General features: G+C 35.2%; 28 protein-coding genes and 1 pseudogene. 20 read left to right on the forward strand and 9 right to left on the reverse strand.

Translation table 11 applies throughout. The features are described from left to right. The first annotated feature begins 7 nt into the window (after positions 1-7). The 18 genes and pseudogenes from A6M55_RS02060 (at position 8) to A6M55_RS17655 (ending at position 13900) form a co-directional block, all read left to right on the forward strand. Entirely contained in the window at positions 8-1600 is a 1593-nt protein-coding gene (locus A6M55_RS02060; RefSeq protein ID WP_082892898.1) for a nickel-dependent hydrogenase large subunit, read from the forward strand. Between the two features lie 101 nt (positions 1601-1701). After that, a complete protein-coding gene (locus A6M55_RS02065) occupies positions 1702-2244 on the forward strand; it encodes a hydrogenase maturation protease (protein ID WP_064196289.1) in 543 nt (180 codons plus the stop codon). Next, positions 2241-2546: a hypothetical protein gene (locus tag A6M55_RS02070; protein WP_064196290.1), complete on the forward strand. Its 306-nt coding sequence runs from the start codon at positions 2241-2243 to the stop codon at positions 2544-2546. Before A6M55_RS02065 ends, A6M55_RS02070 begins: the two co-directional genes overlap by 4 nt. Next, complete coding sequence (locus A6M55_RS02075; RefSeq protein ID WP_015029649.1) at positions 2547-2870, forward strand: hypothetical protein; 324 nt, start codon at positions 2547-2549, stop codon at positions 2868-2870. Next, positions 2845-4359, forward strand: coding sequence for a hypothetical protein (locus A6M55_RS02080; protein WP_015029650.1), 1515 nt, complete (start codon positions 2845-2847; stop codon positions 4357-4359). The genes A6M55_RS02075 and A6M55_RS02080 overlap by 26 nt, the downstream gene beginning before the upstream one ends. A 127-nt stretch (positions 4360-4486) precedes the next feature. Next, positions 4487-4828, forward strand: a complete 342-nt coding sequence (locus tag A6M55_RS02085) for a hydrogenase maturation nickel metallochaperone HypA (RefSeq protein WP_015029651.1) — start codon at positions 4487-4489, stop codon at positions 4826-4828. A 38-nt stretch (positions 4829-4866) separates the two neighbouring features. Beyond that, positions 4867-5565, forward strand: a complete 699-nt coding sequence (gene hypB / locus A6M55_RS02090; RefSeq protein WP_015029652.1) for a hydrogenase nickel incorporation protein HypB — start codon at positions 4867-4869, stop codon at positions 5563-5565. Between the two features lie 4 nt (positions 5566-5569). After that, positions 5570-7834, forward strand: coding sequence for a carbamoyltransferase HypF (gene hypF, locus A6M55_RS02095; RefSeq protein ID WP_064196291.1), 2265 nt, complete (start codon positions 5570-5572; stop codon positions 7832-7834). A 253-nt stretch (positions 7835-8087) separates the two neighbouring features. Then, positions 8088-8387 (forward strand): HypC/HybG/HupF family hydrogenase formation chaperone, encoded by a 300-nt coding sequence (locus A6M55_RS02100; protein WP_015029654.1) that lies wholly within the window; start codon positions 8088-8090, stop codon positions 8385-8387. Positions 8388-8427: 40 nt separating this feature from the next. Beyond that, entirely contained in the window at positions 8428-9531 is a 1104-nt protein-coding gene (gene hypD / locus A6M55_RS02105; protein ID WP_015029655.1) for a hydrogenase formation protein HypD, read from the forward strand. Between the two features lie 29 nt (positions 9532-9560). After that, a complete protein-coding gene (gene hypE / locus A6M55_RS02110; RefSeq protein WP_229235461.1) occupies positions 9561-10613 on the forward strand; it encodes a hydrogenase expression/formation protein HypE in 1053 nt (350 codons plus the stop codon). 29 nt (positions 10614-10642) lie between these two features. Continuing rightward, a complete protein-coding gene (locus tag A6M55_RS02115) occupies positions 10643-11785 on the forward strand; it encodes a hypothetical protein (protein WP_064196292.1) in 1143 nt (380 codons plus the stop codon). Positions 11786-11791: 6 nt separating this feature from the next. Then, complete coding sequence (locus tag A6M55_RS02120) at positions 11792-12412, forward strand: hypothetical protein (RefSeq protein WP_015029658.1); 621 nt, start codon at positions 11792-11794, stop codon at positions 12410-12412. A gap of 20 nt (positions 12413-12432) precedes the next feature. After that, positions 12433-12678: a hypothetical protein gene (locus A6M55_RS02125; RefSeq protein ID WP_015029659.1), complete on the forward strand. Its 246-nt coding sequence runs from the start codon at positions 12433-12435 to the stop codon at positions 12676-12678. After that, entirely contained in the window at positions 12671-13222 is a 552-nt protein-coding gene (locus A6M55_RS02130) for a bifunctional nuclease family protein (protein ID WP_015029660.1), read from the forward strand. The genes A6M55_RS02125 and A6M55_RS02130 overlap by 8 nt, the downstream gene beginning before the upstream one ends. 15 nt (positions 13223-13237) lie before the next feature. Further along, positions 13238-13480 (forward strand): annotated as a pseudogene (locus A6M55_RS17525) (alanine racemase); the annotation flags it as partial. Between the two features lie 26 nt (positions 13481-13506). After that, positions 13507-13833 (forward strand): alanine racemase C-terminal domain-containing protein, encoded by a 327-nt coding sequence (locus A6M55_RS17530; RefSeq protein WP_082892900.1) that lies wholly within the window; start codon positions 13507-13509, stop codon positions 13831-13833. Further along, positions 13790-13900, forward strand: coding sequence for an alanine racemase C-terminal domain-containing protein (locus tag A6M55_RS17655; protein ID WP_304439653.1), 111 nt, complete (start codon positions 13790-13792; stop codon positions 13898-13900). The genes A6M55_RS17530 and A6M55_RS17655 overlap by 44 nt, the downstream gene beginning before the upstream one ends. 112 nt (positions 13901-14012) lie before the next feature. On the opposite strand, the gene A6M55_RS02145 is transcribed toward A6M55_RS17655, so the two are convergent. The 3 genes from A6M55_RS02145 to A6M55_RS02155 all read right to left on the reverse strand — a co-directional run bounded on the left by A6M55_RS02145 (position 14013) and on the right by A6M55_RS02155 (position 17807). Next, positions 14013-15356, reverse strand: coding sequence for a PAS domain S-box protein (locus tag A6M55_RS02145; protein WP_064196295.1), 1344 nt, complete (start codon positions 15354-15356; stop codon positions 14013-14015). Positions 15357-16285: 929 nt separating this feature from the next. Then, complete coding sequence (locus A6M55_RS02150) at positions 16286-17239, reverse strand: hypothetical protein (RefSeq protein WP_064196296.1); 954 nt, start codon at positions 17237-17239, stop codon at positions 16286-16288. A 13-nt stretch (positions 17240-17252) separates the two neighbouring features. Then, positions 17253-17807, reverse strand: coding sequence for a hypothetical protein (locus A6M55_RS02155; protein WP_156510962.1), 555 nt, complete (start codon positions 17805-17807; stop codon positions 17253-17255). 213 nt (positions 17808-18020) lie between these two features. Here A6M55_RS02155 and A6M55_RS02160 point away from each other — a divergent pair, with 213 nt between their 5' ends. Beyond that, positions 18021-18389: a hypothetical protein gene (locus A6M55_RS02160; protein WP_064196297.1), complete on the forward strand. Its 369-nt coding sequence runs from the start codon at positions 18021-18023 to the stop codon at positions 18387-18389. 163 nt (positions 18390-18552) lie between these two features. Here A6M55_RS02160 and A6M55_RS02165 read toward each other — a convergent pair whose 3' ends face one another. Both A6M55_RS02165 and A6M55_RS02170 read right to left on the reverse strand, forming a co-directional pair. Beyond that, on the reverse strand, positions 18553-20265 hold the full coding sequence (locus A6M55_RS02165; protein ID WP_015029666.1) for a murein L,D-transpeptidase: 1713 nt from the start codon (positions 20263-20265) through the stop codon (positions 18553-18555). Beyond that, positions 20237-20875: a murein L,D-transpeptidase catalytic domain family protein gene (locus tag A6M55_RS02170; RefSeq protein ID WP_082892901.1), complete on the reverse strand. Its 639-nt coding sequence runs from the start codon at positions 20873-20875 to the stop codon at positions 20237-20239. Before A6M55_RS02170 ends, A6M55_RS02165 begins: the two co-directional genes overlap by 29 nt. A 182-nt stretch (positions 20876-21057) precedes the next feature. On the opposite strand from A6M55_RS02170, the gene A6M55_RS02175 reads away from it, so the two are divergent. Continuing rightward, positions 21058-21654, forward strand: a complete 597-nt coding sequence (locus A6M55_RS02175; protein WP_015029668.1) for a DUF4136 domain-containing protein — start codon at positions 21058-21060, stop codon at positions 21652-21654. Positions 21655-21858: 204 nt separating this feature from the next. Here A6M55_RS02175 and A6M55_RS02180 read toward each other — a convergent pair whose 3' ends face one another. From A6M55_RS02180 to A6M55_RS02195, 4 genes are all read right to left on the reverse strand, one after another. Beyond that, on the reverse strand, positions 21859-22641 hold the full coding sequence (locus tag A6M55_RS02180) for a hypothetical protein (protein ID WP_064196298.1): 783 nt from the start codon (positions 22639-22641) through the stop codon (positions 21859-21861). Then, entirely contained in the window at positions 22628-23050 is a 423-nt protein-coding gene (locus A6M55_RS02185; RefSeq protein ID WP_064196299.1) for an ABA4-like family protein, read from the reverse strand. The genes A6M55_RS02180 and A6M55_RS02185 overlap by 14 nt, the downstream gene beginning before the upstream one ends. A gap of 3 nt (positions 23051-23053) precedes the next feature. Further along, complete coding sequence (locus A6M55_RS02190; protein ID WP_229235462.1) at positions 23054-23482, reverse strand: DUF2141 domain-containing protein; 429 nt, start codon at positions 23480-23482, stop codon at positions 23054-23056. Positions 23483-23559: 77 nt separating this feature from the next. After that, positions 23560-24150, reverse strand: coding sequence for a Crp/Fnr family transcriptional regulator (locus A6M55_RS02195; RefSeq protein WP_064196301.1), 591 nt, complete (start codon positions 24148-24150; stop codon positions 23560-23562). Between the last annotated feature and the right edge of the window lie 90 nt (positions 24151-24240).

The following is a 24240-nucleotide window of genomic DNA, read 5'->3' on the forward strand; positions in this document are numbered from 1 at the left end:
CGTTAAAATGGCTATCTCGAAAGAATTAAATATATCACCTGTAGGTCGTGTAGAAGGCGACCTCGACGTAAAAGTGTATATGGAAGACGGCGTGGTGACCCGTGCTCATACACAAGCTGCCATGTTTCGTGGTTTCGAACAAATCATGGCAGGTAAAGACCCTCAATCAGGCTTAATCGTAACCCCACGTATTTGTGGAATTTGTGGGGGCTCGCACCTCTATTGTGCCTCATCGGCCTTAGATACTGTGTGGGAAACCACACTTACGCCTAATGCACTTTTACTCCGTGCTTTGGGGCAAGCTACCGAAACAATTCAGAGTATTCCTCGTTGGTTCTATGCAATTTTTGCAACCGACATGGCTAATAAAAAATTTGCTAATAAACCACTTTATTCAGAAGTAGTGAAGCGTTGGGCCGCTTATGTGGGTACTTCATTTCAGAAAGGCATTACTGCCAGTGCATTGCCAGTGCAAGTATATGCTTTATTCGGTGGACAATGGCCTCATTCAAGCTATATGGTTCCGGGTGGCGTCATGTGTGCACCAACCTTGAAGGATATTACTCGTGCCCATGCTATTATGAATCAATTCCGTAAAGATTGGCTCGAAAGTATTTTCTTGGGTTGTTCGATAGAGCGTTATCGTCAAATCAAAACTTGGGATGATTTATTGGCTTGGGTAGAAGAAAATGAAAGTCAGAAAAACTCAGATTTAGGTTTATTTATAAGAGCAGGTTTGGAGTTTGGCTTACATAAATTTGGTCAAGGTGTAGGTAAATTTATTGCTTATGGCACTTATATTCATAAAGACCTATGGAATAAACCTAAAATTGAAACTCGTCAAAATGCTGTAATAAGTTCAGGTGGATTTTTCGATGGAAAAGAATTTCACGACTTCAATCACCTGGATGTAATGGAACACGTAAGCCACGCTTGGTATAAAGATGTGGATGCTGCTCACCCTTGGAATGAACCTTTGCCAACACCAATGCCATCTCAAAATTTGGCCAATTCAGATTTCAATGGCAAGTATAGTTGGGCCAAAGCACCTCGTTATGCTGGTCATGCTGCCGAAGCAGGTCCACTTTCACGTGTGTTGATGAATGCAAATCCTAAAAATGCAAGTCATCAGATTCAAGACCCATTATTCTTAGACATCATTCAAAAATTAGGTCCAAATGTATTCACTCGTACATTAGCACGCTTGCATGAAGCAGCACGCTTGTATGATTACATTGATGAGTGGTTACGCCAAATTGACCTTAACGGTGAATTTTACATTAAACCAACTGAAAAAGATGGTAAAGGATTTGGTGCTACTGAAGCGGCACGTGGAGCTTTGGCTCACTGGATTGAGATTGAAAATGGAGTTATCAAAAACTATCAAGTAATGGCTCCTACAACTTGGAATGTTGGCCCGAACGATGATAGAGGTAACCCTGGTCCAATCGAAGCAGCTTTGGAAGGAACTGAAATTGAAGATCCACATGACCCTGTAGAAGTTGGCATGGTGGCTCGTTCGTTTGACTCATGTTTGGTTTGTACTGTACACGCCCATGATGCCAAAAATGGTAAAGAAATGGCACGTTTCAAACTATAAACTGAATAAACCTAAAGTACTACGCCCGTAAATTTAACTTTATTTACGGGCTTTTTTACAAAAGACTAGATTTTAAAAGTGTCCTAAAATAAGCATATCCAATGGTTTTAATTGACGAAAAAAAACCTATTAGTATAGAAGAAAAGGCTTCAATATTAGGCAAAACTGCCATAATGGGTTTTGGAAATCCCTGCCGAAGTGATGATGGTATTGCCATTTATGTTATCGACGAATTGAAGCAACTGGTGAGTGAGGATAATGATTCTTTTACTCTTTTCGACATGGGTACATCGGCTTTTGAGGTGCTGTTTCAATTGCAAGGCCATCATCGTATTATCATTGTTGATGCTGTAATCAATACAGGCGAACCAGCTGGAACAATTTATAAATTACCTGCAAGTGAAATCAACGCACAAATTCAAGATGACCCAATGGTATTCTTGCATAGCCTTAAATGGGATCAAGCTCTTTCTTATGCAAAGAAAATTCTACGAGAAGCCTACCCTGAAGATATTGAAGTTTATTTGATTGCAGTAAATAATACAAAGCTTGATATTCAGTTGAGTGAAGAGGTGAAACGTGCTGGTGATAAAGTTATAGAGCTTTTAAAAGATGATATTTTAGGAATAAGTAGAAAAAAATGATTCAACTGAAAAACGGCCATATATGGTTTGCGAAAGAACAGGTTGATTTACTTTTTGGAGATGAAGAAAAAGTAAATTTAGTGTATTATCCCGATCGACAAACCTTATTGATTGCAGCTCGTTCAAAGTTGTTTTTTGAAAAAATGCACAAAACTACTTGGGCTGTACTAAAACTTCGAAACTTGAATGGCGACAAGACGATATCTATTCAAGACCTAATCTTAGACAATGACCTAGATGAGACTGACAGAACCTTAACCTATGATTTAAAAAATACTGGAATTTTAAGCATCGAATTATAGATGTATATCGCAGATAGCATAAATTTCGAATACTCTGAAAACCAAAAAGGAGCAAGAAAAGACTTTGATATTTTCGAAGAAAACCTTTGGCTACATGATACAGAGATTCGCTATATAATAGATTTGAAAAATGGGAGATGGCACCTGACGATGCTTTTTATTTCGATTTATAACCCACTCAAATTACGCTGTCATTATCTCGATCACTACGATTCTCAGAAAAAAGCAGAACTATACGCACAAATATTTCAAAGAGGCATTAGAAAAGATGCCAGAGGAACCCTAAAACTTAACGAAAATGCTTACAATATTTGCTACAACTAACCTGTTTACTCATCTTCAAGAAGTAATCAATGCTGAGTATCGACTAAATGAAGTGGTAGTGCTTGATTTATTGGAAAACCTAAATAAAGTCACAACCAATTACCTAATAGTTGAGCAATCGGAGATAAAAATCCCGATTCATTGGGAAAATGATGTACCGCCTTTTCTGTTATCAAATCCAATCGTTTTCGATGAACAAAATCTGTTAGCAGTTATTTATTTTAAGCTTAATAATTTCGAGAAAGCCTATCATTTCGCCGAAAACAATGCTATTTTATTAAGTGATATTGATATTTGTAATTGTTTGCAACACGGCATTTCTATTGGACTTAACACCAATATCACTCCAATTGAATCCTATTCAAAATTTGATATATATCGCCATTGGCACAACCTAGCAGTGAAGGCTCATTATGGTGAAATTCTTAGTTTTGTAAGTGCTTATCAGATGAAGGATTTTTACCAAAAAGCCCTAGAGTTGGCTCCAAACGATGAGTATCGAGCATTTACAGCTAAACAATATGCCTCGTTTTTATTAGATACTGAAGAACTCGAAAATGCAGAAATTTTGCTTGAAGATTGTATCAGTAAAGCCATTTCTGATGATGCTAAATTCGAGTTAATGAATGTTCAGTATGGTGTTTGGCTTAAACAATTAGGTATTCCTTATGATGAAAATTTGTTGCAAAAAACAAAAAATACCCTTTGGGAAGTGCTCAAATATTACGAAAAGCAGCAAAACCATTTACAAGTAGCAATCATATTGATAGATGCGGCATACGTAGCTAATATTTCGGAAAGTTTTGCCGAAGCTTTGGGCTATATCAACCGTGCTATTGATATACTCCGAAACGAAGATATTCCCGAATTGTTGGCCAATGCCCAATACCGAAAAGGGGTATTGTTTTACACATGGGCTCAGGTCGGAAATATTCAATTTTATAAACCTGCCATGGAAGCTTATCAAGAAGCTCTCAAAATATTTACGTATGATAATGCACCCGATATTTTTGCTGAAATTCAGCACCATTTGGGGGTAATTTACTCCGAAATCCCTGATGAAGTGAAGAAAAAAAGTCTTTGGGCTGCTGTTTCGGTTAGTTCATTTCATCAAGCTCTCAATCATTTTACTAGAGAGACTCACCCTTTTGAGTATGCCATGATTTGCAATAGTTTTGCTAATGCACTTACAAAATATCCTCCTTCTGTTAAAGGTGATAATTTTGCAAAAGCATTAAACTATTACCGAAAATCACTCGAAATTCGTTCGGCAGAAGAATACCCTTACGAAAGAGCCTTAACGATTTTAAATTTCTTGGAAGCATGTTGGTTTGTCAATCACGAAGACGAACTTCAAGAGCAATTGCTATTCGATGAAATGACTGCCAAAGCTTATGAAATCTCTACTTTAACCAACGATACAAAATTGTTGTCAGAAGCTCAGCGTCATTTAGAAAAAATCCAAGAGCTAAGCAAACTATTAGCTTAAGATTTTGGTGTGTTTTCCTTGAAAATTAAGGCTTAAGTCAAGATTTAGAAAACATTTTCTAAAATGAAAAATCTACTATTTTTTCTCTGATTTTAAAGATATTTTTGGAGAAAGAATAGCAAAAGGCATGCACGAAATCTCATTAGTTCGAAACATTTTTAAGACCCTCGAAGAAGAATTCCCGAATGATATTCCAAAGATTCGTGGTATTTTTCTAAAGGCAGGCTTGCTTTCAAATGTTCAGCCAATTCTGATGCAAAATGCGTTTCAAGCAGTGCTCGAAGATCAGCCAAAGTACCAAAATACCAGTTTGCATGTAGAAGTGCTACCGATTTTGATTTATTGTGATTCATGCAATAAAACATGCGAAGTAGAACAGTATCGTTTTGTGTGTACTTGTGGTAAGCCGAGCCGAAATGTAGTGCAAGGCGAAGAACTCCTGATCAGTAGAGTAGAATTTGCTGAATAATTTATCATTCAATCTTTAAAATTTCCTGCTCGGAAACTATGAAACCAAAGTCAAATCAAGCTTCTGTTGGCTCAGTTCAATGCGATAATACTACGCTTAATTTACTCAAAGTCAATGATTTTGTGGCAAAAGCCATTCGTGAACGGTTGCCAAATATATTGGTTATTAATATTTGCTCCTCACCAGGAAGTGGAAAAACCACCCTCATGCAAGAAACGGGGAAACGTCTTCGTGACAAATTAAATTTAGCTGTTTTGGTAGGTGACCCAGAGACAGAACGTGATGCCATAAGGATGCGTGATGTGGGTATCAATGCCTTACAGATTGTTACTGGTGGGATGTGCCACATTGAAGCACAAATGATTTACCAAGCCCTCGACCATATTGACCTCACAGGTGTTGATTTATTATTCATCGAAAACGTAGGGAATTTGGTTTGTCCTGCTGCTTTTGACCTTGGAGAAGATTATCGAGTAACACTTCTAGCCGCAACCGAAGGTGACGATAAACCCAAAAAATACCCACGAATGTTTCTCACAAGTGAGCTAATGGTTGTTTCAAAGGCCGATTTATTACCTTATGTGCCATTTTCGGTGGAAGCTGTAACGAAAGATGCAAGAGATGTGAATCCTGATATTGAGGTAATTACGATTTCGAGTCTAAAAGGTGATGGAATGGATGAATGGTGTGAGTGGCTCATGAAAAAGGTAGAAGAAAAGAAAGGTGTCTTAGCATGAAATAATGGTATTTGAAATTCGCATAAAAGGGCAGGTACAAGGGGTTGGTTTTAGACCATTTATTTATCGTTTAGCAATCGAAAATAAAGTAAATGGTTGGGTAAATAATACCAATGAGGGCGTTTTAGTGGAAGTATCATTGCCTGTTAATCAGATTGAAAGTTTCTGTGAAAAGATTAAACAGGAAGCTCCAAAATTAGCGAAAATAACAAATATTTCTTTTGAAGAAATCGAGCGAAAACCAGTATTTGAAAAAGGTTTTCATATCATCAAAAGTGAAAGAAATACCAAAACAAATGTTTTACTAAGCCCTGATTTTGCTATTTGTCCAACTTGTAGAAAGGAAATTCATACCCAAAGCGACCGTCGATTTCTATATGCTTTTACAACTTGTACTTATTGCGGACCAAGGTATTCAATCACTCAGAAACTTCCATACGACCGCGAATTGACAAGCATGGAAGCTTTTTGTATGTGTGCAGATTGTCAGAAAGAGTACGATAATGTTGAGAATCGAAGATACTTTTCGCAGACAAATTCTTGCAAGAAATGTGGCGTTCAACTTTCATTTTTTAATAAGCACAGAGCATTGCTTACGAACGAATCTGATGAAGTATTAAAACTAAGTGTTGAAGCACTGAAGGAAGGTAAAATACTGGCAATTAAAGGTATTGGTGGCTATTTATTAATGTGTGATGCGAATAATGAACAAACAATTGCTATCCTTCGCCAAAGAAAACACCGACCCACCAAGCCATTTGCGGTGATGTATCCAAGCCTAAAATTGCTTGAAGAAGAAATTAGCTTAAAAGAGCAGGAGAAAGAGGCATTAGCCAATGAAACGGCCTCAATTGTGCTTTTAAATGCTCCAGATTCAACATTGGCAACTACTGGTTTATTGGGTGTTATGCTGCCATATACACCTTTGTTTGAACTCATTGCTCAAACGTTTGCCAAACCCATAATTGCCACCAGTGGAAATCTGAGTCATTCACCAATTGTTTATCAAGATGATAATGCTTTGGCAGAATTGTTGGAAATAGCCGATTGTATTATTCAAAATAATCGAGCAATCGTAGTGCCTCAAGATGATAGCGTACTGAGGTTTAGCCCAATTTATAATCAAAAAATTGTTCTGAGGCGTTCGAGGGGTTTAGCTCCAACATTTATACAGGCATCATTAGCTTTAAAAAATAATGTGTTGGCGATGGGAGCAATGTTGAAAAGTACATTTGCCATTACCCATGAAAATAATGTTTACATAAGCCAATATTTGGGTGATTTAACTGATTTTGATACACAAGAAAATTATAGACATACTCTCAAGCATTTATCGGAAGTAATCAGTTTTGAGCCATCTACCATCTTGATTGATAAACACAAAATGTATCCATCAAGTGAAATAGGAAGAGCAATGGCTCAAAAACAAAAACTCAATTTAGTTGAAATTCAACATCATCAAGCTCATTTTGCTGCTGTTTTGGCTGAAAATGATTTGTTTGGAAGCAAAGAACCAATTTTAGGAATTATCTGGGATGGAACAGGCTGGGGCGATGATGGACAAATTTGGGGTGGAGAGTTCTTTGAATATCAATATGATTTAGGTCTAGAACGAGTTGCTCATTTTGATTATTTTTCGAATTTGATGGGAGATAAAATGGCACGGGAACCACGTTTATCGGCCTTGGCAATTACGCATGAAGTGGAAGATGTCCAAGAATTTATCCGAAGAAAGTTTAGTGAAACAGAATGGAATCTTTACCAGAAGTTTCTTTCTCAAAATTCAAATATCAAAACTTCATCTGTTGGTCGAATATTAGATGGTTTGGCTTCTTTGTTAGGTATCCTCAATAAATCTACTTATGAAGGTGAAGCTGCTATGTATTTAGAGGCTAAAGCAAGGGAATTTTTTGATAAAAACTCAACTGAAATAACTTGTTATAATTTGGTGTGTAATGCTGAAAATAAGGTTAGTTTAAACCCAATGATTAAGCAAATTTTTGAAGATATTCAGAAAAATGTAAGTATAGAAAAAATAGCAGCTAAAATTCATTTTTCGTTGATAAAGCTTATTCAAGGAATAGCTAATCGTCTAAAAATCAAACGATTGGCGTTTTCGGGAGGAGTTTGGCAAAATGCAGTTTTGGTAGATTTAGCCTTTCAGCACCTTGATGATTTTGAACTCTTTTTTCATAAGCAGTTATCTCCCAATGATGAGTGCATTTCATTTGGACAACTAGCTTTTTATAGTTTTTTGAAAACACCTTAAAAAGTTTCAAAAAGTACAAGGTTAAACGCATTTAATTTGTCCCAATATGGATACTTATTTTATAGTGTCTAATGGAATGTCTTTTAACCAAATTAAGAGGTATTTAAAGCGTTCAACCTAAAAAAACACCCAAACTGAATTTATACGGTTTAGGTAAATCAAAATTATTCCCTTGTTCTTATAACCATTGAATTTATTCAATGAATCAAAAATATTAGGCTTTTAAATTTCTAAATTTAAACATAGAACTCACATGTGTTTGGCAATTCCGGGTAAAATAAAATCAATCGAATATCAATACGATGGTTTGGTCAGAATGGCAAAAGTAGTTTTCGGAGGTATTACCAAAGAGGCTTCACTCGAAATGGTTCCTGATGCCCAAGTAGGCGATTACGTGCTTGTACACGTAGGTGTGGCCATAAGTAAAGTGGATGAAGAAGAAGCACAAAAAACCTTTAAATATTTAGAGGAAATAGGTGAGATTGATGAGCTTGTAGAACATGCACAAATTGATAAAAACTCTATTGATGAAGGTATTAGTAAGTTTTTATAATGCATTTTAAATCATTTTGAACTTATTCCCAATTGGGCTTATGAAATTTTTATCCGAATTCCGAGACCCCGAGGTAGTAGAGCAATACATTGCCGAATTACACAAGATTACCACTCGCCCATGGACAATCATGGAAATTTGTGGTGGCCAAACACATAGTTTGGTGAAAAATGGTATTTTGAATATTCTACCAAAGCAAATCACGATGGTTCATGGACCAGGATGTCCAGTTTGTGTAACTCCCTTAACATTGATTGATAAAGCCTTGTACTTAGCAGAAGAGAAAAATGTAATTCTGTGTTCGTATGGCGATATGATTCGTGTACCTGGTTCAAAGAAAAGTTTGCTTGAAGCAAAGGCTAGCGGAGCAGATATTCGTATTATGTATTCTCCATTAGAAGCCGTTAAGATTGCTCAAGAAAATCCTTCAAGAGAAGTCGTATTCTTTGCAGTCGGTTTTGAAACTACAGCACCTGCCAATGCACTTTCTGTACTTCATGCACAACGATTAGGATTAAAAAACTATTCAATTTTAGCTTCACATGTCTTAGTACCTCCAGCTATGGAAGCAGTAATAAACGATGAAGAAGCAAAAATTGAAGCTTTTTTAGCAGCGGGTCATGTTTGTACGATTATGGGTATGAATGAATACGAACCGATTGTAGAAAAATATAAAATTCCGATGGTTGTAACGGGTTTTGAACCAGTAGATTTACTTCAAGGAATCTTAATGACTGTCAGACAACTTGAAAACGGCGAAGCAAAACTTGAAAATCAATACAGTAGAGTGGTAAAAGCTGAAGGAAATCTAGAAGCTCAGAAAGTAATAGCAAAAGTATTTAAAACCGATGACAGAGAGTGGCGAGGAATCGGAACTATTCCGAAAAGTGGTTGGGAAGTAAGCGATGAAATGGCTGAATTTGATGCCAATAAGAAGTTTTCGGTGAATATTCAGAAAGTCCCAGAATGTGCAGATTGTATTGCTGGACAAATTTTGAAAGGTATTAAAAAGCCTTTTGAGTGTAGCCAATTTGGTAAAGCTTGTACGCCGCTCAATCCATTAGGAGCTCCGATGGTTTCTTCAGAAGGTGCTTGTGCAGCATATTATCATTACTCTGAAGCTACTGAAGAAGTGTTAGCTTAAAAGATTTTAAAATTTCAGTTCAAAATTCAATGCATACTTCAATACTTAGCCTTTCTTGCCCCATGCCACAACTCGATTTTGAGGTAATTACCTTAGGTCATGGAAGTGGAGGCGTATTAACTAATAAATTACTCGAATCAGGGGTTTTTGATTTACTGAAAAACCCGATTTTAGATGAGCATCACGATGGTGCAATTTTTCAATTAGAAGGTAAATTGGCCTTTTCGACCGATAGTTATGTTATTTCCCCTGTTTTCTTTCCAGGTGGAAATATTGGTGAATTGGCTATCAATGGTACTGTGAATGATTTGGCCATGTGTGGAGCTATCCCCAAATATCTCTCGCTAAGTTTTATCCTTGAAGAAGGGCTTACCATGCAGGAGTTTTGGGAGATATTACTGTCTATCAAATTTGCAGCCGAAAAAGCGGGTGTTTACATTGTTACGGGCGATACTAAAGTTGTAGAAAGAGGAAAGGGCGATAAAATCTTTATCAATACTGCGGGTGTTGGACAAATTCATCCTAAGGCTGAAATTTCATCCCGAAAAGTACAAGCGGGCGATAAAATCATTGTCAGTGGAAACATTGCTACACACGGAATCGCCATCATGTCGGTACGTGAAGGTTTAGAATTCGAAACTAGCATCGAAAGTGATACCGCCAATCTTAATCATATTGTTAAAGAACTTTTAGATACATTTGGTTCGGATATTCACTTATTCCGTGACCCAACACGGGGTGGTGTTGCCACGGTTCTGAATGAAATTGCACGAGATACTAAGTTGGGTATCAATATTATACAGAAAAATATTCCAGTCATAGAAGAGGTTTATGGTGCTTGCGAATTGCTTGGCCTTGACCCACTATATGTAGCGAATGAAGGTGTTTTTATGGCCGTAGTATCAGCCGATGTGGCAAATGATTTTCTAGCAAAGCTAAAAACTTTAGAGAATGGATTGGATGCGGCTATTATCGGAGAAGTGGTTGAAGAACACCCTAAACAAGTAGTATTGCAGAGTAAAATTGGTGGAAAACGAGTTATAAATATGCTCGTTGGTGAACAATTACCTCGAATTTGCTAAGCCAGTTTTTAGTTTAATAATACTTTCAAATGAATATTAGTCTTTCCAAAATACCGCCCTCACTTGGTAGTGGTCTATCGGCAACAGCAATTGATAAACCAGCATTAGTGGGTTCTTATCAGATATTCAAAGGAAATGAGCATAACCCTTTATTAGCACCAAGAGGCGTTTGGAAATACCAAAATTATTTGATGGTTTCTGATACTGGGCAGAATCGAGTATTCATTTGGAATCAAATTCCTTCAGATACTTATGCAAATCCAGATATTGTGTTGGGGCAAATTGAGCAATCCGACACTGGTAGAAATGCAGGAAGTACCGTCAGTGCCAGTACGCTTCAATATCCTTCAGGCATTTGGACAGATGGCACTAAACTCATCATTGCCGATGCTTGGAATCATCGGGTTTTAATATGGCATTCTTTTCCAACGAAAAATGGTCAAGCCGCTGATGTGGTCATTGGACAACCTAATTTCGAGCAAAACGAACCCAATATCAGAGGTATTGGTTCAACTCCCTCTGCACAAAGCCTAAATTGGCCCTATGGTGTTTTCTCTGATGGCACGCATCTATGGATTTGTGATACGGGAAATCGAAGAATTTTATTTTATAATTCTATTCCAACCGAAAATTTTGCCGCAGCCAGTAAAGTAATTGGTAAGCCAAGTTTTACGGAGCGTGACTATGAAAATTATGAACCCATTTGGCCGTATTCCTTACGAGTTAGTTCTAATGGTGTTTTGGCAATAACCGATACGCAATTTTATCGAACACTTATTTGGCATCATTGGAAAGATGCTTTTACAAAAACGGCTGATGTAATTATTGGTCAGCCCGACTTTGATTCTAATGGAATGAATCAGTTTAGTCTCGCTCCTAAACAAGATTCCATGAGTTGGACTTATGATTCGTTTTTTTATAAAAATGGCATTTTTGTAGCCGATACTGGCAATAGTAGGCTTTTGTGGTTTGAAAATATTCCGAGTAGCAACGCTCCTGAGGCCGATAATTTATTAGGGCATTATGATTTCAATACTGGAAGTGAAAATACTCAAACACGTTTTGGAACCGATACACAACTCTATTGGCCTTTTTCGATTTGCGTTGATGGAGAAAAATTAGTTTTGGCCGATACAGGAAATCATCGACTCATTATTTATGATATCTTATAATGTATTATGGAAAATGTTATTGCATTAGTTGGGGCGGCAATCATTGGTTTTTCTCACTCGTTTGAGGCCGACCATCTGGTGGCAGTGAGCAGCATTGTTACACGTAGAGATAATACTTTGGCGGCAATTAAAGATGGTATTTTTTGGGGTTTGGGGCATACGTCAACTATTCTGATTGTAGCGGCAATTTATCTGATTGGTAAATTTATCTTAAATGAAAACGATTTTAAGTATTTTGAAGCAGGTGTAGGTATAATGTTAATTGGTTTAGGGTTTGTTCGCTTTTATCGTATTTTCCAAGAACGTTCGCACGGGCATATACATGCTAATGAGCCTACATTTGGTTTAGCTTATGGCGTAGGTTTGGTTCATGGTTTAGCAGGAAGCGGGGGTTTATTAATTTCGGTACTCACACAAATCAAAGACCATGTATTAGCATTTGCTTATATTACCTTGTTTGGCCTTGGCTCGGTTGTAGGTATGATGCTTGCTGCTGGAATTTTTAGCCTTCCATTTTCATCAAAAATCCTAAATAATCGTTGGCTTTCATTTGGTTTAGGCTTGGTTTCTGCCTCGCTTTGTGTTGGTTTAGGAATAAGCATTGTTTATAAAAACATTTTTCAATAACATAGATCTGTATAAACTTTATGTCAAACTCACCCATTTATAATGAGTCCGAATTTGTAGCTTATGCACTGAATCAGATGAATATAAAGATTCTTAGACAAGAGGGAAAATACTTTGATTTAGAAGGTGGTTTTTCGGTTGAAGTGGAAGGCAAAGATCTTTATAGATTATCGGTAGAAGATTGGGTAATTTCACCATTTGAAGATATTGGTAAAATGTGCGAGTTTATTAAGAAAAACCTCGAAATCTCACAGCAAAATGAATAAACTTGAAGTTTCGGTGATTGCTTTAGCCGAAAGTGAATCCAAAAAAGGGTATTATGTTTTGATATTAGAAGAACAAAAATCAAAAAAACGGATTCCGATTATTGTAGGTAATCAGGAAGCACAGGCCATTGCTATTCACTTAGAAAGACTTCAACCTGCTCGACCTTTAACGCATGATTTATTCAAAAATGTAATTGACCAATTGAAGGCAAAGCTTCGTGAAGTGAATATCCATCAGCTCGAAAATGAAATATTTTACTCAAATATTATCCTGCAATCAGTTGATGGTGAAGTGTTTGATATAGATTCTCGCACATCCGATGCCATTGCTTTAGCTGTGCGTTTTTCTTGCCCGATTTATGTTAGTCAATCTGTTTTAGAAAGTGCAGGCTATGAAATTGATGATAAAGGCAAAGAAAAGAAGGGTTCTTATGCAGAATATACCTTAGCAGAATTAGAGGAGTTATTAGAAAAGATTCTAAAAAAAGAAGATTACGAAAGTGCGGCTCGGGTAAGAGATGCCATTGAAAGAAGAAAAAGGTGAAGACTCAATCAAAACCCTACTATTCAAGTGGCTTCGATATTTAGTCATTTAGTAGGGGCAGACGAAAGTGAGTATAATGCCTTTTTTAAACTGCAGATTGAGAAATTCGAGCAAATATTACAACAAATTTTAGCTGCTAAATCGAGACAAAAACCGCTTAGACATATCTGTAATACAGCTGGAATTATCCGTTCCCCAGAAGCCCAATTTGATATGATTCGCTTAGGTATTGTATTGGACTTAGTGGCGTGGAAGTAACAGGAAGTAGAACAAAATAAAATGCTTTGCAAACGGTTGGAACGCTGAAGACCGTGATTTCTCAAATCAAATATTTAGAGGCTGGCACAACCGTTGGATATATTCGAAAGGGTGTATTGGAACGATATTCGAAAATTACCACGATTGCTATTGGTTCTGCCGATGGTTTTGACCGTGGTTGTAGCAAAGGTGTTGGGAAAGTTTTGGTTAATGGAGTGGCTTGTCCTGTCGTAGGTAATGTTTGTATCGATATCACCATGATTGATGTAACCGACGTAGAGTGTGAGGAAGCTGATGAAGTAATAATTTTTGGGAAAAGACTTTTCAATTACAGAATTAGCCAAAACGAATGATACAATTCCGTATGAAATTTTTACGGGAGTAAGTGAACGAGTAAAACGAGTATTTTATAAAGAATAATATAGGAGTTAAGTAATTAACTCTCCTATATTACCTCTCATCAAAGATGGTTGGTGGCAATACATTTTTAATAGAAACAAAGTCGTAGTTGAAAACACTCTTTTCCCATAGTTTACTCAGCTTGAGATACAATATTTTTAATTACATTGTCTAACTCTTGGGCACTGGTAGTGATTGAATCAAATAGATATCTTTTTTCTGCTTCATCTATTTGATCAATTTGCAGCAACTCAACAATCGTCATGAGCCTACACAAAGGAGCTCTTATGATATGTGATTGATGCCAGGCAATATCTTTTAGCTTATTGTTTTGTAGTATTATGGTATTATTTTTATTGTTAAGTTCTGTGATATCTTGAATAATAAATATAATGTTATCTTGCTTTTTACTTTTAAAAAACTCCGAACTCAAGAGTATTTCTATTTTATCATTTTCTTTTGAAATACCAGTAAAACGTTCATTGTTGCATATGAAATTTTCGATATTCATTGAAAAATTGTCTATGTTTATTACATCCTGACTTTCAAATTCAATATCTTCAATAATATCTGTAAGATATAATTCTAAAAACGCTTTAGAATCATATTTGAATAATTTCATGGCGTAAAAGTTTGCGTATGAAATTTTTAAACTTTTATCGGAAATAAGAATGCCAATTGGTGCCGAATTGGCTATTTTTCTAAATCGCTCTTCACTTTCGATTAGTGATTGTTCTAGCTTTTTCTTTTCAGTAATATCCTTTGCGAAAATAGAAACACCATAAAGTTTGAGTTCTTGATTATAAACAGGATTAAACTTTGTTTGATACCATACTTCCTGGCCTGAGGCTGTAAGGTAAGGAATTTCTACTAATGAGCTTTCACCTCTAGCTGCTTTGGGGTAATATTCATAAAATAGATTGGCTTTGTCGGGCATAAAATTTCGAAAATCCATGCCTATGATAGCATTGACATCTGTATTATTTAGGGTTGTTTGGAAGGCTATCTGATTCATGGTGATAATCTTATAGTCCAAATCAAGTAAAGTAATAGATTCATCAGTATTATCTAATATGGCTTTTATATTTTCACTCATATTAGATATTTTTTTCTCTGCTATTTTTTCATTTGTTATATTCTTGGCACTTAAAGTCACACCAATTAATTCGTCTTCGTCGTAAACGGGTGAAGTTTTGTATTCAAACCAATAAGAGGTATTTTCATGTTGGGTTAGGTTTTGAATGGTAAATGGAATTCCATTTATTGCAGATTCAAAAGCATCTAAATAAATTTTTCGGTTTGCTTCAATAACAAAGTTAGGATAATATAAATCGCCAACTTGTATTTCCCTTTTGTGGTATTCAAACAACACTTCTTTAATAGACTTATTAAATGCCATTACTTCATGATTTTTGCCTATTAAGACAATGTTGTCGGGGCTATTATCCAAAATTGCTTTGAAATACTTTTGTAACATTTTTAGGTTTTATTAAAAGATTGTGTCCAACGTTTAATTGACTTTCTAAGGTAGCGTTCATTAGCTATGTCGTTGATTAGCATTCCTATCTATAAACATGGATAAGAAGCCCATCAACTTTTTTTAGCCAAGTTGATGCTCCTTAGAAATTTTGTTTCGATTATCTTCTCGGTAGCAAATTGTCAGTTAACCAGAAATAATTATCTGATTTGAAAAAACTTAAAATGGTTCTTATGCATATACGCTTCTAGCAAAAAGCTTTCCGTGATTTGTCTAGCTTTCATTCCTGCTTTTGTATTGATACTCAAACTAACGTATTGTTTGGTCTATTTCTAGTTATGTGTCTAAGGTTAATCGAACAACATGTTTTGCTAGTTCTTTTAAATAGAATTTGAAGTAGTAGTTAGTTTGTATGAACCATTTGATTTTTACTAAATTTCTTTGAGTTGTACTTTATGTGTTTAAATTTTGAGCTATTGAAGTCAAAATGAGGTCTATTAAGTTTTAAATGGCTATTATTTAAAGTGACTCAAAGCTATTTTTAGATTAATCCAATTTTCAATGGAAAGTTAAAGCAAATTTCTTGAATGACAAAAGAAAACATAATGATAGTTTTCGTGCGATTAATCATTGATGCTTTTTGTATTATTTCCTTCAAAAAATATATGCTTAAGAAACTTAGAAATGTTGCTCTAAGTGGTAATAGCTTGATTATTATTAGGCAAATCGAGAAAAGATAGTTTATTAGTAAAGTTCTGTATTAAGCCTAACAAGATAGGAGGTAAAAGAAGATTATTGAAGTTTTGTTTGTATAAAAGTAACGAACAAGAGAGCAAATAGTAATTCATTGCCGTCTAGGCGACCCCTTCTGCTTTAACTGACGGCAATGAATAGTTTTTCTAACTAAATTTGTGATAACTCATATTAGCCTAGAGTTTTTCTAAAGCATCTAAAACCTCTTTTTCGGTAGATGGTTTAAGTTCTATTTCAATGGTTTGTAGGTCCTCAATTTTTATATCTTTGAAAAAGGAAAACACCTCTTCTTTGGTTGTTTGGGCGATGGCTACAATCTTCACATCTTCACCAATAGGAACATTTAATGACTTGCCATTAAAGACTTGAATAACTGAGTTGATATTAGGCAGTACCATAAAAATGGCAACATTTTCTAATGGTACTTTGGTTGATACAAACGAAACAGTTGTTTGTGGTCTGGGGTCATTAGCAAATTTATCACAGTTTATCCAGCCAAATCTTTTCGGGAAAATTTCATACGAACCTTTACCAGCCAATATGCTAACACGCCCTTCTTGTTGGTTAGGATTGTTTGCCGTATCTGGTGGTGCCTGTTGCCAAGTGAATCTATCATTTCTTCCATATCCTTCATAAAATAACGACATCTCTTTATCGACTACGGCCGCAGGAATGGAGATATTTGGAGGATATAAACTTACCTGCAGTGGGGTACCGTTTTTAGATACACTAAGATAAATAGCACCACCCGTACTCAATAATCGTCCGTATGATTCGGTAGGTTTTCGATGTAAAATCATGTCTTTAAGGCTATAAAGCTCAATAATTTCAATATCAAATGGATATTTAACTTCTGAACCTTGCGGACTTACAAGATTCCATTCATAGAGCCATATTTTAGTGCCCTTGGGAGTTGTAATTGGCAAGTCTTCCACACTCTTAACAGTGTATTTCTGTGATCCACTTGCCAGTTTATTTAAAATGGGTAAATCATATTCTCCTTCAAAAACTTTATCTTTAAATGGGTCAACGGCCTCTTCGGCCGGAATCAAGCGGTCAGTAGAGCAGGCATGGATGCTCGCCACAAGTACTGTACTGAGCAATAATTTGAATAAATGCTTAATTTTCATCTCTTTTAGTGAATTATCGGATAACTGGACAATTGTTTCTTTTCTTATCTTTAATAAATCCCGGATAAATTAATAGCCCTATTTCGCCGTTTGATTCATTCCAAAGAGCATTATATTTTACTTCCGCAAAAAAACGCATGGTATGAGAGCCAAAAGAGGTGCCAAGGCCAACCATAGGTAGAATATTTTGCTTATCAGCTTTACTATTAGCACTGCTGATATAGTTAAACCATTGGTTATAATCAGCTCCAACGCTTAAATATAAATTAGGCTTTTGTGGCTGAACTTGACTTCTTCTATAACTAACTTTGTTTACTGAGGAAATTAGCACTAAGTGGGCATTAACGCCTGCATAAATTTCGTGAATTTCATTGAATTGTGGTGCATACTTTACTGAAGGCACCAAGAGTAGCTTATCATTTACAGGTATCTGCGAACGAAGACCCACGCCAACAGTTTTTAGAGGAAAATTATACATGAACGAGGCCCCAAATGATACTTTATCTTGAGCAATGGTGGAAAATGAGAAACAAAGTAATAGTAAGGTAATTGTGTAAAGTTTTATCACGGGCTACAAGTAGTTTGGTTTTAATAGAAACAGCTTTACAAATATATGGTTTTCTTCATATTTAACTTCGCGGGGCTTTTGTTTATTCTTGAAAAAATTGGAAATATAGGTATTTTTACCTATAAAATTTATCTATTTTATTGCTCGGTATTTATTTGAGCTATAATTTTGAATTGTTTCTGCAAGAAACAAAAAATAAATATTATTCGAAAAATGAAAAATATACTAAACGCCTTAGTGGTGTTATCGACGTTGTCGGTAACTACCACCAGCTTTGCACAGTCGAGTGCTCCAAATTCGGCTAACTACAAACAGCAAAACCAGCTTTTGGGTAGAAAAAATACCTCTAATGCTCCAGCAAAAGTCCAGTTGAATAATGCTTATTCAACGAACCCGCATGCCAATAATCGAAATTATAAAGCAAAAACCAAAAACAATCAAAAGTCAAATATTGTGGTGGCTGTTAATAATGATGATATCCAACGAAATTATAAGCAGAAAAACTTACTAACCAACAAAGGCAGAGAAGTCAATCGAAAAACAAAGCATAAATTAGATTCTACACAAGTTATAGGGGAATAAGAAACGTGTCAATTTTCGACTGTTTTGAGATTGAAAATTGCGGTGCTGAAGCCTAATTTGATAGAAATGAGTTCCTTAGGAAACGACCTATCGCTGCTAAATAGATAGCTCCTAAGGAACTCAAAATCTTTAAAAATACTATTTTAATTGCTTGCTGAAATCCTTACAAAGTTTTTTTTGCAGTAATTTCACTGAAAACTTCCTCTGAAAGCTTTTTGTCTAAACCATAAATATCTTTCCTGAAATTGAGTTGACCGTTGCTGCTTACCCAAGTTGTGAAATAAACAATATAAACAGGTAAGGCTGGTTTGAGCTTAATGAAGTTTTCTTCATCTTTTTCCAATATTTCATCAACTTTTTCACTACTCCAATTTGGGTTGTTTCTAAGCAAATACAAGGCTAATTTTCGAGGTTCTGAAAGGCGAATACAACCGTGGCTGAATGCTCGTGCGGATTCATTAAATAAACCTTTCGAGGGGGTATCATGCAGATAAATGCTATAACTATTTGGAAATAAAAACTTTATTTTGCCTAAAGAATTCTTATTACCAGGCCTCTGGCGGAAGTTATAAGGTGGAATGCTGTTGGCATATTTAGTCCAGTCGACAGTTGAAGGGTCGATGACTTTATTTCCCGATAGGACTTCCATATCATTCTTTGAAAGATACGAAATGCCATTTTGAAGCTTTGGCATGATTTCGTTTTGAATGATACTCGTTGGCACATTCCAATAAGGATTTAGAACAACCATTGATAAATCGCCTCTAAAAATACTGGTTTTCGTTGCGGCTTTCCCTACTACTACCGACATATCCCATGATAATTTTTTGTTTTCGAATATGTGAAGTTTAAACTCTGGAATATTTACCATTAAATAATTATTTTCTAATTCAACGGGGGCCCAGCGAAGTCGTTCCATATTAATCATCATTTGCTTGATTCTGGCTTCAATCGGTATATTGAGTTCGGATAAAGTTGCCGCATTTATTTTTCCTGTTTCTTTCAAACCCATCCGTTGCTGAAAACGCTTGATGGCAACACTTAAAGAATCGCTAAACACTGAAGAAGTATCTCTTTGTTTTAAATCGCCAGTTAAGACTAAATAATCATTCAGACTTTGCACTAAAGAATCTCTATCTCCTGTATTTAATGGTTTTTGCGTTGTTATTATTTTCGGGAAACCACCTTTTTTCTGAATCTCTCTGTACTGACGTAACTTCTCTTTTAAGGCGATATAGTATTGATTAACAGGCTCTTGTACTCTATTGGTTTGTTTCGCTGACACCAGAGAATCTAATAGTATTTGGTAGTTTTTCTTTTTTCGAGGAATAAACCACTCAAGGTCAATAGGGTCTTTGGTTGTGCCCGTATAGGCTTTATCGGCAAATTTGAAAAATGTACTGGTGAGCAATAATTCTAAATTATGCATGGGGTCTTTTTGCTTCAAAAAGCTTTTACTGTCACTTTCAGCTTCAGCTAATAAACTATCGAGTGTATGGTTTTTTAGTGAATTATCTTGAAAGTCATCGCTAAAATTTTGTAGTTGTACGTAGAAATCGGGAGCTGCATGAGTGAGTCCATCTTTATTAATCCAAGCAAATTGAAAGTTTCTACGCTTATAAAACTCTAAAACTTCATTCTTGATAGAATCGCTAGCTTCAAATGTTTTGAAAAAATCAGCTATTTCAAGGCTATCAACGGTTAAATGAGTAAAGTTTTCTGCCGAATAAACGCTTTCATCGGCTAAAATAACCTTCTTTTTTTGCTTATTTTTACAACTCGAAATCGAGCCAACTATTGAGATTAAAGTAAAAAATGTGATGAGTTTTAAGAAAATTTTAGTTTTTCTAACTCCTAATATATAACAAACTTCCATTGGCAAGAACAGGTAAAACCTGTGGAATTAGGTCGTTTGGTAGAGCTGGACAACCATGACTTCGGCCGAGTCTGCCAAACTGATTGATAAATGATTTGCTTACATAGGCAGCTCCATGAATAATTATCTCTCGACGACGAGCATTATCGTTTAATCCTTTTTGTAAACCTTCCAGCAGGAGAGCATCACCATGTTTTGGACTTTTTATTGGGCTTCCAACCAAATAAAATCCTAAACTACTTTGGTGTGAGTTCATTTTATTTGAAAACGAGTGTGCTATATTTTCGCCAGACTTTTGTCCATGAGCTACCAAAGATGAAATTAACAATTTTTTCTTCGAAATATCAATCACAAAAAATCGTTCCACGTCTGAGGGTAGAGAAAAATCCACAATAGTAATGATGGGTTTGGCAGGATGAAACTTCGAAAGCCCTTTAATTGATTCTCTAAAGGCCTCATATTTTACGATTCCAGCCAATTTACATTCGTCATATAATTGATGAATGGCATCGGTTTCGTGGTAAACTTTAGAAGGATTGGTGGTAGCTTCTTGAGGACTTACTGTATAAAAATTAAGAAAAAAATATAGAAATTGAAGACTTGATAACATGATAAAAAATAGAAAATCAGGTGAGATTTAGACCTTATTTATATTAACAAAATTCTGATAAAAAATATTGCAAGAAATAAGATTTTTCTAAGAATTGATTATTATGAAATTTTAAAATACTGACCGAAATCATAATAGAATGTATGCCAAATTTATAGTTTTGATAAAAATTTTGTAGAATCATGAAAAGAATAGGCTTTGTAATATTTTTAGTTATTGGATTAGGAGCTTGTAGCAGAAAATTACATATTGAGCGAGAACCCAATATTGCCATTGAAAAATATCGAAATTATACTTGGAATAAACTCGAAGCTACCAAGGCATCACATCCTTTATATAGTTCAGAAGAACTAAACGAAACCATTATCCGAAAAGTAGATAAGATTTTGGCTCAAAAAGGTTTTCGTAGAAATATTGCCACACCCGATTTTTTTGTAGATTTTCATATTTATGTCGAAGAACAAAAGTTTCAAAATTTGGTTTGCGGGGCTGGTTTTTACCGTGGTGAAAGATATTTACCCGATTTAAGTCAAAGAACATATTGTGAAAGTCCAGAAATTGTAAATTATGATAACGGGACGCTGATTATTGATATTGTAGATGCTCAAACAGGACAATTAGTGTGGCGTGGAGCAGCTGAAGAAATCATTGATAATCCTGCTTATGCAGCTACTGTTTTCGAGAAAAAAGTAAAACGTATTCTGAGAAAATTCCCTTCAAGTAAAGGAGAAACCAAAGCAAAAAAGCAAGATGTTGAAAAAGTGATTTCGGTGAATTGAAGATTTATAGTTTTTGGTTAGAAAGAAATATTCAAATCGCAAATTTTCAAAGATTTAAGTATTAAAAATATACAAAATTGGGTAATATATTCAAAATTAGTTGTTGAGCGAAGGCTAAGCCCAAATTTGGGCATTTTGACTTCGCTCAACAACCAAAACTTTAAGGTTAAATCCTTTTGGTCGTTTATATAGGAAAATCAATACTTACATCCGCCAAAATGGTAAACCCGCCATTGCTTGAATAAGCGTAAATAGGACATAGACAAAGTAAACAACAGAGAATCCCCAAACAGCATTCGTAGCCGATGTTTCTTTTAGCTTCTGCGAAATGTAAAAACCAAAGATTGGAATAATTTGCAAAGCATGGATACCCATAAAATGAGCCACGCGTAAATCGCCAACAAGCGTACTCCAATTGATAAAAGGTAGCCCTTTGCCTCCATCATTTGCTCCAACAGTATGGGTGTTGGCTGCACTAATGTAGCCGCCCCAAAAACTAAAAATTACGAATAGAATAAGTCCAATTTGAATGCTTAAAACTTTAGGTTTATCTATCGAATATTTTTTTTGACGTATAAAAACAATGCTAATTCTAAGTGTTTGTATGGTTAGTATAACTATAAAAATACCCATTAAAGCATATAATACGATACCATAAATACCTGAACGATTGAAGTGTGATAATTCTCCACGTAATGCCTGAGAAACAATAGCAAACTGTTCAAACCCCATAGCTACGACGGCTAACCAAGAATACTTTCTCACTTTTTTTTGGTCATTCACATAATACAACAGAAAGGCCATCGTCCAACTGTAAATCCAGATACTTAAGGCAAATTTTAGCGGTTTTATCATTGAGTTTATTCCCAAAATAACTTCTTCATTGAAAAATGAATAAGCTAGTAATAAGCCCGCTAGGAGAAGATTTATGGTTCCTAAATGCCCTAAAATCTTGTTTCTTCTATATATATCATTAATCAACTGCATTTTTCCTGATGGTTTTGATGATGATGAAAATTAGGTAGCCCATTGGTCCAAACATAAAAGTAAAAGGTAGGGCGATGAAGGCCAGCCAATGGGGCATTTGTAGCCTTCGAATTTCTCTAACAATGTATGCACCCACAAATAAATCAAAAGCCAAATAATGGAGCCAACCTGCGGCAAGTGCATTGTCTTTTTCGAACAAAGCACGTACATTCTGTAGGGTACTAAAGCTATCAAATTTAAAATCACCAATATCACTGAGCAGTAAGTAAGCATAAACAATAGCAAACAGTACAAGTAATCCGTTGAGAATAAAAGGTTGAGTATATTTCCATTTGGGAGCGAAAAAAAGCAGTAGCCAACCTAGTAGTACTATCGAGTTACCAAGCTGAAAAATAGTTGAAGCATTCATAAATTAATCGATTAGATTGATGAAAAAGGTGTTATTTTGATTATTGAATACTATTTTACATTCAGCAAAATTGGGAGCTGAAAATTTAGGTTTAATATTCTGACTAAAACCAAATGGTTCTTTCGGATATCCAACTAAATTGGTATCTAACTTTTTATTACCATTGGAATCTTGATAAATAGCCAAGGCATATTCACCAACTGGAATATCATTCCATGTGAGTAGCACTTCACCAGTTTTGCTGGGTTTTACCTCTTTGCCAAATTCAAATTTGTTTTGGTCAGGAAAGCTATTTTCTTTTTTGTAAAAAGCAATTCTTAGTGTAGCTAAACTTTTAATATTAGATACTTTTAGTGAAAATTGTGGTGTTTGGGCGTGTGTAATATTCATACACAGCAAAAAGCATAAAGGAAGCAAAAGAATAGATTTCATAATTCTGAATATTTTTTGTTTGATGAGGCAAAATTCTGAAATCATATAAGCATTTACTTGTCACATTTGTTACAAAATTATTTAGATATTAGCATTTTTCTGATTCTACTTAAAGATTGACGCTCAATACCTAAATATGAGGAAAGGTAAGTAAGTGAAATTCGATTGAATAAATTGGGATTACGTTTGACAAAATTAAGGTAACGTTCTTCCGCATTTTCGAATAAGAAACTTTCAATGCGAGTTTGTTGTAAGACTAAAACCTCTTCGGTAACTAATCTTCCGTAACGCTCGATACTTTTATATTTTTTATATCCTTCCTGCATGGTTGTGTATGGCAAATTAACAACAATGCTTGGTTCGATGCATTTAAAATAATATTTGCTTGGTTTTTGGCGAATAAATGCCCCATAATCAGTGGCATATTCATTTTCTTTGATAAAACCAACGGTGATTTCATCTCCTTTTTCGTCAATGTAATATGACCTAATAAGGCCTTCAATGACATAACCGATTGATTTTTGAATTTGACCTGCTTTTAAGTAATAATGTTTGGCTTTAATTTCAGAAATACTCAAATGTTCTTCGATAAAGCTTAGTTCTTCATCATTAATTTCCTTACAAATTTGTTGGTATGATTCGAGATATAACTTGATGGGAGTTTCCAAATATTTAATACTTAAAAGGTGAAAATTTTATAAAATTTACGAAGGTTCGGTTTATAAATATTGTATAAATATCTTATAGTCAATAATTTA

This window comes from Emticicia sp. MM, assembly GCF_001649495.1.

Bases quoted from the DNA above. Each gene is read 5' to 3' on its own strand.
- hypD (WP_015029655.1), top strand. From the start codon at position 8,428: ATGAAATTTTTATCCGAATTCCGAGACCCCGAGGTAGTAGAGCAATAC.
- A6M55_RS02165 (WP_015029666.1), bottom strand. From the start codon at position 20,265: ATGGAAGTTTGTTATATATTAGGAGTTAGAAAAACTAAAATTTTCTTA.
- A6M55_RS02100 (WP_015029654.1), top strand. From the start codon at position 8,088: ATGTGTTTGGCAATTCCGGGTAAAATAAAATCAATCGAATATCAATAC.
- A6M55_RS02060 (WP_082892898.1), top strand. From the start codon at position 8: ATGGCTATCTCGAAAGAATTAAATATATCACCTGTAGGTCGTGTAGAA.
- A6M55_RS02175 (WP_015029668.1), top strand. From the start codon at position 21,058: ATGAAAAGAATAGGCTTTGTAATATTTTTAGTTATTGGATTAGGAGCT.
- A6M55_RS02125 (WP_015029659.1), top strand. From the start codon at position 12,433: ATGTCAAACTCACCCATTTATAATGAGTCCGAATTTGTAGCTTATGCA.
- A6M55_RS02145 (WP_064196295.1), bottom strand. From the start codon at position 15,356: ATGTTACAAAAGTATTTCAAAGCAATTTTGGATAATAGCCCCGACAAC.
- A6M55_RS02070 (WP_064196290.1), top strand. From the start codon at position 2,241: ATGATTCAACTGAAAAACGGCCATATATGGTTTGCGAAAGAACAGGTT.
- A6M55_RS02160 (WP_064196297.1), top strand. From the start codon at position 18,021: ATGAAAAATATACTAAACGCCTTAGTGGTGTTATCGACGTTGTCGGTA.
- hypE (WP_229235461.1), top strand. From the start codon at position 9,561: ATGCATACTTCAATACTTAGCCTTTCTTGCCCCATGCCACAACTCGAT.
- A6M55_RS02180 (WP_064196298.1), bottom strand. From the start codon at position 22,641: ATGCAGTTGATTAATGATATATATAGAAGAAACAAGATTTTAGGGCAT.
- A6M55_RS02130 (WP_015029660.1), top strand. From the start codon at position 12,671: ATGAATAAACTTGAAGTTTCGGTGATTGCTTTAGCCGAAAGTGAATCC.
- A6M55_RS02075 (WP_015029649.1), top strand. From the start codon at position 2,547: ATGTATATCGCAGATAGCATAAATTTCGAATACTCTGAAAACCAAAAA.
- A6M55_RS02120 (WP_015029658.1), top strand. From the start codon at position 11,792: ATGGAAAATGTTATTGCATTAGTTGGGGCGGCAATCATTGGTTTTTCT.
- A6M55_RS02170 (WP_082892901.1), bottom strand. From the start codon at position 20,875: ATGTTATCAAGTCTTCAATTTCTATATTTTTTTCTTAATTTTTATACA.
- A6M55_RS02190 (WP_229235462.1), bottom strand. From the start codon at position 23,482: ATGAAATCTATTCTTTTGCTTCCTTTATGCTTTTTGCTGTGTATGAAT.
- hypB (WP_015029652.1), top strand. From the start codon at position 4,867: ATGAAACCAAAGTCAAATCAAGCTTCTGTTGGCTCAGTTCAATGCGAT.
- A6M55_RS02150 (WP_064196296.1), bottom strand. From the start codon at position 17,239: ATGAAAATTAAGCATTTATTCAAATTATTGCTCAGTACAGTACTTGTG.
- hypF (WP_064196291.1), top strand. From the start codon at position 5,570: ATGGTATTTGAAATTCGCATAAAAGGGCAGGTACAAGGGGTTGGTTTT.
- A6M55_RS02080 (WP_015029650.1), top strand. From the start codon at position 2,845: ATGCTTACAATATTTGCTACAACTAACCTGTTTACTCATCTTCAAGAA.
- A6M55_RS02085 (WP_015029651.1), top strand. From the start codon at position 4,487: ATGCACGAAATCTCATTAGTTCGAAACATTTTTAAGACCCTCGAAGAA.
- A6M55_RS02065 (WP_064196289.1), top strand. From the start codon at position 1,702: ATGGTTTTAATTGACGAAAAAAAACCTATTAGTATAGAAGAAAAGGCT.
- A6M55_RS02185 (WP_064196299.1), bottom strand. From the start codon at position 23,050: ATGAATGCTTCAACTATTTTTCAGCTTGGTAACTCGATAGTACTACTA.
- A6M55_RS02115 (WP_064196292.1), top strand. From the start codon at position 10,643: ATGAATATTAGTCTTTCCAAAATACCGCCCTCACTTGGTAGTGGTCTA.